The organism is Acidobacteriota bacterium, from assembly GCA_028875725.1.
Classification (GTDB): Bacteria; Acidobacteriota; Thermoanaerobaculia; order Multivoradales; family Multivoraceae; genus Multivorans.
Map to the genome: position 1 here is coordinate 1,163,127 of JAPPCR010000006.1, position 11,972 is coordinate 1,175,098.

Below are 11,972 nucleotides of genomic sequence, written 5' to 3' on the forward strand. Positions count from 1 at the left end.
TCGCCAACCCGGACGACTGGAGAACTAGGTCATGGCTGGAGAAGAACTGAGAGTCGGCATTCGCCTCACCGCGGACGGCAGGGACTTCGTGGGCGCGGTTCGCGAGGCGGCACGGGAGCTCGACAAGCTGAGCCGCGCGGCGAAGAGCGCCAGCGGCGTGGCCAACGGCTTCGCTACGGCGAATAAGAAGACGGGAGACACGCTGAGGGTCGTGAAGGACACGGCGATCGCCTACGTGGCCACTCAGGCCCTCATTTCCCTTCAGAACAAGGAGCTTGCGGGGACTGCGGCTGGTGCGATCCAGAATACGTCGGGGCTTGGCGTCGCGTTGCGTGGCGGGGCTACTGCAGCCGGAGTCCTCCGAGGGGCGATGAGGGTGGCGGCCGTCGCGGTGCGAGGGTTCAGGACGGCACTGGCGTTCTTGACGGGGCCGGCCGGTCTCATCTTGCTCGGCGTGTCAGCAATCTACGATCTGGTCAGTGCCAACAAAGCGGCCAAGGAGAGCGTCAACGGCCTTCCCGACGACTTCTTCGAGTGGGGAGAGTCGATCGACGAGACCGCCGAGAAGCTGAAGGAACTCGGAGACGCTCAGAAGCGCGTGCTCGTGCGCGAGCTTGGAAGTGGCATTGAAGAAGCGACGGCGGAGCTCACAGGCGCGAGAGAGGAAGCGGCAAAGGCGCGTCGAGCTCTTGAAGCTCGGGAGCTGTACGTCAAGGACAACGCGAGGAACCAGGACTACTTGGACAGGATCGACAACGCTGACGCTGAGGTAGAGCGTCTCGAGAGTGTCGTCTCCAACCTGGAAAGTCGGCTTGCAAACACAAGGAGTGCTCTCGATCCGGGACTCTTGAGTTCGAAGGACCTGGATGACGCAGCACGGGAAGAAATCGCTCGTTTAGAGAGGGTCGAGGAGGAGAGAAAGCAACGAAGGAACGATGCTGCAGCCTCGCTGCTTCAGGTGGAGCGCGACCTTCAGACCGACCGAGAGCGGGTCATCGCGGAGTACGAAGAGCGAATCGCTGCACTTGAGCATCCCGATGCCGGTGGCGATGCCGAGCGAAAGAAGGAGCTTCGGGAGCGTGCTGAGGCCGCCAAGCAGTTGGCGCTGTCCGAGATCGAAGCCGCTGAAGCCGCAGAGCGTGCGGACAAGGAACGAGCTTCCGGTGTAGCGGCCCTCGAGGCCCTGAAACAGCGCCAGGCTGCTCTTGTCGGAGCGACTGACGCATCGACAGAAGCGCTAGCGCGCGAGACGCGAGCCCGAGAGATCCGGGAGCAGGCGCGAGCCTTGTACAAGGAGGCCACTCCGGAAGTCATCGAGCAGATCGTGACCGAAACCCTGGCTACGGAGGACTTGGAGGAGTCGATCCGGAAGCAGAACGAGGCGAGGAAGGAACGCTTCCAGCAGCAGGTGCAGCAGTTGGAGCCTCTACCCGACGTCACCAACGACACGGTCACGGAGCAGGACTCTGATGCCCTCAAGGGCTACGCGACGGGTGTCGACCAGGTTGCGGCCTCCGTGGAGAGGTACCACGACGCCACGACCGGGGCTGTGCGTGCCGTGTCCTTCCTGGATGCGGTCAAGGCAGGAACGGAAGGTCTGGCCGCACACAACCGCAAGGCCTTCCGTCTCAATCAGGCAGCCGCGATCGCCCAGGCGGTTATCGCGACGCACTCGGCCATTGCCGCCGTACTGGGGGACAACACGCTCCAGCCGACGCCGATCCGGTTCGTCTTTGCCGGCCTGATGGCCGCGGCGGGTGCGGCGCAGATCGCTGCGATCAGGGCCCAGAAACCCCCTCAGGCCTACGCCTACGGCGGCATCGTCGACAGCCCGACGTTCTTCAGCCACCGAGGCGGCCTCGGCCTCGCCGGCGAGGCCGGTCCGGAGGCCATCCTGCCGCTCAGGCGGTTGAGCTCCGGGCGCCTGGGCGTCGAGGCGGTTGGCGGCCGCGGCGACGTCATCTTCAGTCCCTCCATCCATGTAACGGTCGAGACCCCGGCCGGTGGCGACGCCCACGGTTTCGGGTCAGAGGTCGGGCTCCGCATCCGGCGCGAGCTGGAGCCGCTCATCCGCGACGTGATGGTCAACGAACGGCGCCCTGGCGGCGTCCTGAACCCTACGGATCGAGTCCATGCCTACTAAGAAACTCTCTCTCGCGGTGAGCAGCGGCTCCGGTGTCCGGCACCAGGTGCGCGTGCTCGAGAAGAAACTTGGCGACGGCTACACGCAGCGCGCAGCTGAGGGCCTGAACAGCGTGACGCTGAGGTATGAGGCGGTGTGGACCGGATTGACGCTCGAGGCAACGGCGGACTTGATCAAGTTCTTCCAGGCTCGGGCAGGGACCGAACCCTTCATCGCGACAGAGCTGCCCCCACCCTTGGAGGACAAGAAGTGGGTCTGCAAGGACTGGTCCGAGGAGTGGGTTTCCGCCGAGCGCCGCAACGTTCGCGCCATGTTCGAGGAGGACTTCGGCCTGTGAGTCTCCCGACCAGAAGCGCCTGCACACTGGCGCCGTCGTCGACCTGTTCACAGTGAGTCTTCAAGGCAAGCCCGTCGTCGTCAAACACTGGACGACGGGCCGCTCCGAGGGCGCGGGCAGTGTTCCATGGCTGCCGGCAGTGTCGGAGTGGGCGTCAGTCTATCGCGTATTCCTCATGATTATCTGTGTGCTTCTCGCGTGATGCTCGCGATCCGGTGCTGTAGTCTGCACCGAGTGTGATCGAGTGTTGGTTCTTCAGGGTGAATCAGCGGCGGAGCCGGTAGGGGAGGTTGGTAGATGGGACCGAGCAGACACGGATGGATGATTCTGGGCGGGTGCATGGCTCTGGGAGCTGGCGGTCTTGCGGTGGCGCGGGCGGAGACCGGGACCGGGCCGCAGGTGATCTCGGCGACGGTCCCTCGCGTCGCAAGCGAGGTTGAAAGGAGTCGTGGCGGAGCAACCCGCTATCAGCACGACGATGGCGACTTCCGCCAGGGGAAGTCCGCGGCAGACTCGTGGGTGGCCGAGTACGCTGTGAGATACGTCTTGCGGTCAGGCGGCGCTATTCGCTGGCTGGAGGCTTGTTTTAGTTTGTACGACATCGCGGCCGTCCAGGACTATGCTTTCGATTTCGTAGTATACTCTGATGAAACAAGGACGATCTGGAACGAGGGCTCCCAGCAGTACGACAGGGGCAGCCGCCCCGGGGACGTGCTGAGTGGCCCCAGAACGCTGCGGGTACTCCTGCCCTTTCCATCGGAAACTGAGGAGTTCACGTGCGTCCAGCAGGCGGTGGACGTGCCAGTGTCCGCTGGTTCGATTTGGGTCAGTGTTCGGATGCCCGGCGGGAGCAAGAGGCGACAGATGCGGATTTCCGGCGCCACCCTTGGGTACGATCTGTACCGTTATGCCCGAGTTGAGGATCCACATTGGCGAGAGCGCTACTTCTATTCGGAACAGAGTGTGATGCGGGCCACCGAACGGTGGCAGCCTAGCTATCAACGCCGCGCAATCAGCAAGCCGGAGAGCCGGGACTACGCCATCCGCATGGGCGTAGTCCACGAGGGCGGCCCAAGCCTGCCAGGCGGGCTCTTGCCCGGCATGTACAGCGAATGCCACCCTACGACGACGCCCCTGGTGTTCGACGGCGACTACAAGGTAAGCCTCTGCTACGAAGCCGCCGGGGGAGAAGCCGGCGAGGCCAAGGGTGGTATTTGGGCGTCCGGCCAGTCGGGGCTCCTTTGGTTCTTCGATCGCGGCAACGCCGAGGTACTAGTCAAGGTGCTCGACGGTTGTTCCCACAACGACCGGCGGTGGGTGTTCGTGGCGCCGGTGACGGACGTGGCGTTCAACCTCCATGTGACGGACAGCCGCGGCCTGCTCTGGACGCACCGGAATCGGCTCGGCGTGACGGCGGAGACGCGGGCCGACACGAGCGCCTTTCCTTGCGAATAGGCAGGGGGGCCTTCGCGGTCTAGCTTTGCCCCGTCGCTCCCGTCTGGGAGCGAGCTGTTTCCGCGCGTGGGCGCGAACCGCGCCGTCTAGCGGTGTCACGCTGCGGCGGATCGGGTTTCCGCGCTTACGGAAAGTGACGCGAAGGCCACGCCCCGTGTCACGCCCGGCCGGCAGGATCACCGCCGATGAAGGAGCGACTTCAGCTCATGAGTCCGGTTGCGGTCGAGGCGGGCCGGATGGACGCGGGTCCGATCGTGGACCTGTTCACCGTGCGCTACCTCGACGACACGGGCAGGGAGCGCGTGGAGCGGTACACGACGGGTCCCGCCGCCACGGCGTCGGTGATGTATGGCGGCCAGGAGTACCGGCCGCTGCCTATCGCGCTCGAGGGCGCCGGGTTCAGTGCGTCGGGGGCCGCGGCGCGGCCCACGCTGCGCGTATCGCTGCTCGACCGCACGGCTGCCCCCGCGGGCTGGCACGGCGCGAGGATCGATCGCGTACGGACTCTGGCGAGGTATCTGGACGGCGCTTCGGAGGCTGACTCGTCGCGCCACTGGCCGCGGGAGTCCTGGGTGGTCGACCGGCTGTCGCGCGAGGCGCGGGAAGAGGTCGTCTGGCAGCTCTCGTCACCGCTCGATCTGGAGCAGTCGATGATTCCGCGCCGCCAGGTGTTGCGCGACGTCTGCCAGTGGCAGTACCGGCGCCGCGTGGGGGACGCCTGGGAGGATCCGCCCGTTGAAGACGGCTGCCCGTACCGGGGCCGGAACGCCGCCGGCGGTCCTTACTGGAACGCCGGCGATGAGGAGGTGTCGGAAGCGGCAGAGGACGTGTGTTCGCGCCGGCTGTCGGGGTGCAGGCTGCGGTTTGGAGAGCACGGCGTACTGCCGTTCGGCGGCTTCGCCGGGGTGTCGCAGGTGCGACGATGATCGAACTGACGGCGACAGGCCTGGCGGCGCTGCGTGCCCATGTGGAGCGCGAGTGGCCGCGGGAGGCAGGCGGTCTGATCGTGGGCGGCGGCTTCTTCGCCCTGCCCAACCGGCACCCGGAGCCCGAGCGGGGGTACGAGTTCCACCAGGCGGATCTTGATGGCGCCGCCGCGGTCGTGCACTCGCACCCGGACGGAGCGCCGTTTCCGTCCCGTGAGGACATGAAGTCGCAGGTCGCTGTGGGGCTGCCGCACGGCATCGTTCCGATGACGGGAGCGTCCGTTAGTGCGACTGGCGCAGCCGCTCCGGATGAACCACGCGAGGTCGTGGCGGGAGAGCCGTTCTTCTGGCCGGACATGGATCGGCCCTACGTCGGCCGCCCTTACCGTCACGGTGTGACGGATTGCTTCACGCTGGTGCGGGACTGGTATCGGCGCGAGTGCGGGATTGAGCTGCCTCCGGTGGCTTACGAGTGGCGCTGGGACGAGACGTCGCCGGAACTCGACCTTTACTCGTCCTGGCGGAGGCGACTCGGGTGGAGCGCGGTCGATCCGTCGCGGGCGCGGCCGGGCGACATCGTGCTGCTGCGGATGGCCGGCGGCGCGGTGGCGGACCATGCCGGCGTGCTGCTCGAGGACGGGCTGCTGCTGCACCATCCGTCGCTCAAACCGTACGATCCGACGTCCCTGTCGCGCCGGACGCCCCTGAGCCGCCTGGCCCGGTGGATCGTGGAGGTGGCGCGGCCGCTGGAGGCGTCGTCGTGATCACGTTGCGGTTGCGGGGTTCGCTGGCGACGTGCGTGCGGGAGCACCTGGACGACGAGGCGTTGGGCCGTTGCGGGCCTGACGAGGCGATCGTCGAGCTGGAGGCACGGACGGTCGCGGAAGCGCTGAGTCTCGTGGGGCCCCAGGCGCCGGGCTTCGCGCTGCGCTGGGATCTCGGGAGCTGGCGCGTGTCCGTGGATGGCCGCGCACTCGAGTCGGCGGCGGGGCTCTGGATGCGTCTGGCGAACCGTGCTTACGTCTCGATCTCGCCGGTTCTGGCCGGCTCGGGGCCTGCGTGGGCGGCGTTGCCGCTGTGGGCCAAGATCGTGGCCGGCGTCAGCACTGTGTACTCAGTCGTCCATGCCGTAACGCAGATCCCCTCGATCCCCGACACGGAACACCTGGCGGAGGAGGGCCAGCGCCGGACACTGTTCTCCGGTCCAGTGAACACCGTCGCTCAGGGCGGCGCCGTGCCCTTGATCTACGGCCGGACACGGGTGGGCTCGACCGTGATCTCCGGTGGTCTGTCGCCGGATCGCCCGACCGGCGGCGAGTACACGTCACCACCGGTGATCGACCTGGGCGGAAACGCGGCCGAAGGGCGACCGGATCCAGCGGAGGATCCGCGACACGGCATCACCCGTGACGTACCGGCGCCTGGTGAGGCCTCCCGTTCGCGGTCGACGTTGCGCGTGGTCGATCTGCTTGGCGAGGGGGAGATCGAGGGCCTGGCGGACGGTCTCGAGTCGGTGTTCATCGACGGTGTGCCGGTAGAGACGGACGGTGAACTCAACGTCAAGGGCGTGTCGGTCCAGGAGCGTCGCGGCCTTGCGCACGGCCACGCGGAGCAGGGGGCGCTCGCCGGCTTCGACGTAACGGCAACGGGTTTGCCTCGCTCGAGCACGAAGGTCGCCCATGGGACTCCGGTGTCGCAGCGAGTGCCGCAGGGCTACGACGCGGCTCGGGTGACGCTGGTGTTTCCGCGGCTCGTGCAGTACGACGAGAACAACCGCGCGCTTAAGACGGAAGTCGAGGTTCGGATCGAGACGCGGCCGACGGGCCAGATGTCGTGGACCACCGTGCTCCTGCAGACGATCAGGGACCGATCTCTGGACAGGCAGGAGTTGTCCTGGCGGGTCGACCGTCCTGGGAGCGTTCGGGCGAAGGGAACATGGGAGATCCGAGTATCGCGGGAGACTACCGACTCGGAGCCGGACGAGGCGTCGGACGAAGTGCGGTGGGAGCGCACGTTCGGCCTGCGGGACGTGAAGCAGTCGTATCCGCACTCTGCCGTTGTCGGCCTGACGATGGACCTTAGCCAATCCGAGGTGAACCCGAGCAGGCGGGAGTACGAAGTCCGAGGCCGGAAGGTGATGGCGCCGCTGCCGTCCATGTGGGATCCGGACAAGCCGACATCGGAGTCGGCGGCGACCTACGGCGAGGGGATGTGGGATGGCAGATTGGCGCCCCGGTGGACGAACAATCCGGCATGGATCGCCTATGACCTGCTGACGGATCACCGCGGCGGCCTCGGGGGCGTTCCCGGGATGGCGGCCGCTGCGTACGCCGCCCGGTGGGAGTTCTTCGAGTTGGCGAGGCGCTGCGACGAGCTCGTGCCGTCTCCGGAGAGTGAGTCGGCAATGGAGCCACGGTGGCGCTTCAACGGCGTGATCGAGCGCCGGGAGCAGGCGCGGAAGGTCGTGGACTGGGTCCTGTCCGCCTGCCGGGCCGGCGCGCTGTGGAGCTCGGGTCATGCGTCTCTGGCGGTCGACGGCGACAGCGACGTGACGGCGGCGTTGGCCAACGCGAACGTGATCGACGGCGAGTTCGAGTACCAGGGTCTGCGGTGGCAGGAGCGCTACTCGGCGGTGGCGGTGACCTGGCGGGACCCGGACGACGACTTCCGGTCCGGGATCGAGCTGGTGGTGTTCGACGATCTGGTTGCGAAGTACGGGTTCCGTCAGAAGGACGTTGCGGCCGTGGGCTGCACGTCGCGCGGGCAGGCTCACCGGACGGGGCTGCTGCTGCTGAACGAGCAGGAGAACGAGTCGGAGACCGTGAAGTTCGGCATGGCGCTTGAGGGGATGCACCTGCGCCCCGGCGATCGCGTGCGGATTGCCGACGACCGGCGCTTCGAGCAGCGGGCTGGTTTCCGGATCCGCGAGGTGGACACGTCGGTCGCCGGCCAGGAGACGCTGACGCTCGACACGCCGGCGCCGCGGCTGGCTGCCGGTGGCCGGATCGTCTGGGGCGAGGGCCGTTCGGCTGAGGTGTCGGCGGCGGCGGAGACTCTGGAGCACGAGATCGCGCTGGGCGCGGCCACCGCAGTGACGTCGACCAGCGCGGACTGGTCGTTCCGCAATGACCGGTTGCCAGCCTCGCTGGGCGGCGGCAACGTGGACAGGGTGATTCTGTACCGGCAGGGTGCCAACTGGACCGCGTACGTGGGCGCCTCTCTCGACGCGGGCGCGGCGTGGGAGCGCTTCGCTGGTGCGGTCCAGGTTGCGCACCCTACCGCTGGCACGTTGGTGCTTGCGGGGCCTGACCATCCCTCGAGCGCCTACCGGGATGCGTCGCCGCCCTACAACTGGTTCGTGGGCAGCGATGACGGAAACGAGATGCAGACCTGGTTGGCGGCGTACGAGGCGCTGCCGGCAGCGGATCGAGGCGGCGTGACGCTACGTCTGGTTCAGCCCGCTCCGGTGAATCTGCAGTCTCCGCGCCTCACGACGACAGACGTACCGACGGGCCTCGGGGTCGGCGACCTGGTGGCGGAAGAGTCGGCAGTGACGGACTGGATCGTGACCCAACTGACCGAGCGGGACAAGGCCGAAGTGCAGGTCGAAGCGCGGCGCCACGACCCGGAGAAGTACAAGGCGGTCGAAAAGCGACGGGAGTTGGCGCCGCCGTTGCGCACCCCGGTGGCGCCGATGGCGCCGCCGACGGCCGTCACGGTGGCCGAAACGACCTACCGGGACCGGAACCTGGTGCGGAGTCAGCTCGAGATCGCCGTCCGCGGCGGGGATCACGATTCGCGGATCGCGCGTGTGGAGTACCAGATCCGGCGGCCGAAGCGCCGGGCGACAGCGGCCGAGATCGAGGCTGGAGACTGGTCTGTGCTGCCCAGAGGCCCGTGGCAGCCGCTTCGCACAACGCCTGCGCGGAGCATCGTCGTTCGCGATGTCGCCCTGGGTGGCTACCGAGTGCGGGCGCGCTTCCTGGGAGGCCGCCGCGAGTCGGATTGGACGCGGAGCGCGCACGTGGTCGCAGACGGAAAGACGGACGCGGGTACGGCACCAACCGGCCTTGCGGCGGAGCCGGCTATCGGTGGCTACTGGGCGCACTGGAATCCCTCGCCCGATGGGGACTACGCTCACACGGAGATCTACGACCGAGCGGGCACGCCTGGCTCGCCGGCTGCCGACGTGGATGTCTCCGGAGACAACTGGACGTTGCGCGGAAAGATCGCGGGCACGGGACTCACACGCGCGGACGTGTCAGGCACGGAGGCACTTCGGGTGGCGATTCGGCATGTGGACACGTCCGGCTTGTCTACTGAAGCGCGCGAAGTCGGTGTGGAACCGTTGGAAGGCGTGTCCGGCGCCGATGGTGAGGACGGGATCGGATACGAGTATGTGTTCGCGGCGTACAGCGAGGGCACGTTGCCGAACGCCAAGCGGCCTTCCAACAACTGGGGATACGAGCGGCAGGGCACGGTGGACGGCTTGACATGGCACGACGGCGCTCCGGATCTGACTTCGAACACGCCGGTGCTTCTGCGCGCGGAGAGGAAGGTGGTTGGAGCGCCGTCACCGGGCGATGCGGTGACGGACGACTGGAGCGTGCCGACGATCCTGGGTCGTTACGGCGAGGACGGGGTTCCCGGCGAGGACGGGGAAGATGGTCGCGGCTACGAATACGTGTTCGCAGCCTACGCGACGGATACCGTGCCGGCCTCGAAGCGGCCTTCCAACAACTGGGGATACGAGCGGCAGGGCACTGTGGACAGCTTGACATGGCACGACGGCGCTCCCGATCTGACTTCGAACACGCCGGTGCTTCTGCGGGCAGAGAGGAAACTGGTTGGTACGCCGTCCCCGGGAGACGCGATAGCGGACGATTGGAGCGTGCCCGCCGTCGTGGGCAGGTATGGAGAAGATGGCGTTCCAGGCGCGGACGGCGAAGATGGTCGCGGGTACGAGTACGTGTTCGCCGCCTACGCGGACGAGACGGTGCCGGCTTCGAAGCGGCCTCTGAATAGTTGGGGATACGAGCGGCAGGGCACCGTGGACGGTCTGACGTGGCACGACGGCGCTCCCGGGCTGACGGCGGACGCGCCAGTGCTCTTGCGAGCGGAGAGGAGGTTGGTCGGTACGCCGTCCCCGGGCGACACCGTGGCGGACGATTGGAGCGTACCCGCCGTCGTAGGCAGGTACGGGGACAATGCCGGAGCTGCCGCCCTGGACTTTGCCGCAACGGCGAACGCATCACAGGCCCAAATGACGTGGAGGGTCCCTACTACCGATGCGCCGGACAACTGGCGAGTGCAGTTCGGCCTGCCTGACTCGACCGGGATCATCAACTGGGGAACGGCGAGCTTCCTTTCGGGAAGTGCCACGGATCACACGCTCACAACTTCGGCGTTGGCATCGATCGTAGGAAAGCGACTCCACGCGCGCATCCAGGCGGCACGCTCAACGGGCGACGGGGCGTACATTCTCGGTGGTGCGGTAGAGGACGACACCGTCGTGGCGGGCACGACCTTGGTGAGTCCGACGGGCGGCACGGCGACGGCTGGCGCCGGGCAGGTGGCACTCGATTGGAATGATGTCGCCAACGCGACAGGGTACGACGTCGAACGGCAGCAGTCCGGGGGACGGTGGCAGCGGCTGGCGACTGGCCGCGCGTCCTCAAGCTACACCGACACCGGGGTGTCAAACGGCACGAGCTACCGCTATCGCGTACGGGCGACTGCCGGGTCGACCGTCGGAAGCTGGTGGACCTCGAGCTTCGTCACTCCGAACGTGGCCACGTCGGGTCCGGGAGCCCCGCGAAACCTCAGCTTGGCGGCCGACGGACAGAATGCGGCGGACGGCGACTGGGATCCGCCAACCTCCTGGGGTACCGGATCGAGCCGAACGTATCGCTACGAACTCCGGCAGGGGACCACCGTCGTTTCGTCTGGCACTACAGGAACGAGTTCGCGGCGCTTCACTGGTCTCTCTGCCGCGACCTCCTACGCACTAAAGGTGCGGTGCGAGACGACCCATGGCAACAGCAGCTACGTCTCGGATAGCGCGACGACCGCCGCGGCGCCGCCCCCGCCGCCGCCCCCGAAGAGTTGGGGAAGTTGGAGTAGTACGTGGTCCAAGGTGAGCGACCCGATCGAGGACGACTTCGACGACGCGAGCGGCCTTGCCTTCGGGCGCTTCAACAGCAACACCGAGAGTGCGATGCCCAATCAACCGTCGAGCGGCTTCTTCATGGTGCACCAGACTCAGATTTCGGGCACTTCGGTCGATCTTCTGGTGGCACAGTCCATCCCGACGACGGGCAACAACATGAGGAATCAAGCGACCGACACATGGATCGGCACAAACACGAGCTACCTGAACCAGAGCGGCCTTGATCTCAATGACTACCGCACGTCGTCTTTCAATTTCAACTCGGCACTCCAGTGGTTCGCGTCTCTTTCGAACCGCCCAAGCGGAGCTCCCGGGACCGACCGAGGCATCGCCTTCTTGACCTGGCGACGTGACAGCGATGATCCAGAGAGCGGCACACAGACGCTGCGCGTCGTGACTTCCTCAGGGATCTACCGGAAGACCCGGAGGTACGAGTGATCATCTACACGCCGGACCGCGTGATCTATCGCAGCTGTATGGGGGGCGACGAAGGGGCGATTCACTCTGCTCGGCGGAAGATGTCGGCGGCAGGGCCCACTTACCGGGAAGTCATCAACGGCGTTTCGGCCCAGATCGTGGTGGACGACGGGCTCGGTCATGAGGGTTACCTGGATGTGTCCGCCGGCAACCGCGCCCTGGTGGCCGAGGAAGGCGGTGTGGTCATTGGCGTGGTGATGGTGAGAGTCTCGAAGGACCAGTCGCGCTGGCGGGCCGAGTTGGACGCATGGGCGTGTCCGGACAAGTGCCACCCCGACCGTCCGCTCGACTTCGTCGGCGATGCGCTGATCTGGTTGCGGTCGATCGGTGTGACGGCTGCCGTCACCCGCGCCCATCTTCGGGCCTCCGGCGACGCGCCGGCTCGCGTAGTGAAGTGGGCGCCGGACCCGATCCCGGAGCATCCGTTGGGTCTGCCGCGAGTGCTGACCTACGATCTCCGGTAGC

General features: G+C 66.9%; 7 protein-coding genes. All 7 read left to right on the forward strand.

Annotated elements, in window-relative coordinates; translation table 11 throughout:
• Nucleotides 1-88 precede the first annotated feature (88 nt).
• Complete coding sequence (locus OXI49_06770; protein ID MDE2690203.1) at nucleotides 89-2,143, forward strand: hypothetical protein; 2,055 nt, start codon at nucleotides 89-91, stop codon at nucleotides 2,141-2,143.
• Nucleotides 2,133-2,480: a phage tail protein gene (locus OXI49_06775; GenBank protein MDE2690204.1), complete on the forward strand. Its 348-nt coding sequence runs from the start codon at nucleotides 2,133-2,135 to the stop codon at nucleotides 2,478-2,480. The genes OXI49_06770 and OXI49_06775 overlap by 11 nt, the downstream gene beginning before the upstream one ends.
• Nucleotides 2,481-3,527: 1,047 nt before the next feature.
• Complete coding sequence (locus OXI49_06780) at nucleotides 3,528-3,935, forward strand: hypothetical protein (GenBank protein MDE2690205.1); 408 nt, start codon at nucleotides 3,528-3,530, stop codon at nucleotides 3,933-3,935.
• Between the two features lie 185 nt (nucleotides 3,936-4,120).
• Complete coding sequence (locus OXI49_06785) at nucleotides 4,121-4,861, forward strand: phage minor tail protein L (GenBank protein ID MDE2690206.1); 741 nt, start codon at nucleotides 4,121-4,123, stop codon at nucleotides 4,859-4,861.
• Nucleotides 4,858-5,625, forward strand: coding sequence for an NlpC/P60 family protein (locus OXI49_06790; GenBank protein ID MDE2690207.1), 768 nt, complete (start codon nucleotides 4,858-4,860; stop codon nucleotides 5,623-5,625). Before OXI49_06785 ends, OXI49_06790 begins: the two co-directional genes overlap by 4 nt.
• Nucleotides 5,622-11,468, forward strand: coding sequence for a phage tail protein (locus OXI49_06795; protein MDE2690208.1), 5,847 nt, complete (start codon nucleotides 5,622-5,624; stop codon nucleotides 11,466-11,468). Before OXI49_06790 ends, OXI49_06795 begins: the two co-directional genes overlap by 4 nt.
• Nucleotides 11,465-11,971 (forward strand): hypothetical protein, encoded by a 507-nt coding sequence (locus OXI49_06800; GenBank protein ID MDE2690209.1) that lies wholly within the window; start codon nucleotides 11,465-11,467, stop codon nucleotides 11,969-11,971. The genes OXI49_06795 and OXI49_06800 overlap by 4 nt, the downstream gene beginning before the upstream one ends.
• Nucleotide 11,972 lies beyond the last annotated feature (1 nt).

Bases quoted from the DNA above. Each gene is read 5' to 3' on its own strand.
- OXI49_06775 (MDE2690204.1), top strand. From the start codon at position 2,133: ATGCCTACTAAGAAACTCTCTCTCGCGGTGAGCAGCGGCTCCGGTGTC.
- OXI49_06780 (MDE2690205.1), top strand. From the start codon at position 3,528: ATGGGCGTAGTCCACGAGGGCGGCCCAAGCCTGCCAGGCGGGCTCTTG.
- OXI49_06785 (MDE2690206.1), top strand. From the start codon at position 4,121: ATGAAGGAGCGACTTCAGCTCATGAGTCCGGTTGCGGTCGAGGCGGGC.
- OXI49_06790 (MDE2690207.1), top strand. From the start codon at position 4,858: ATGATCGAACTGACGGCGACAGGCCTGGCGGCGCTGCGTGCCCATGTG.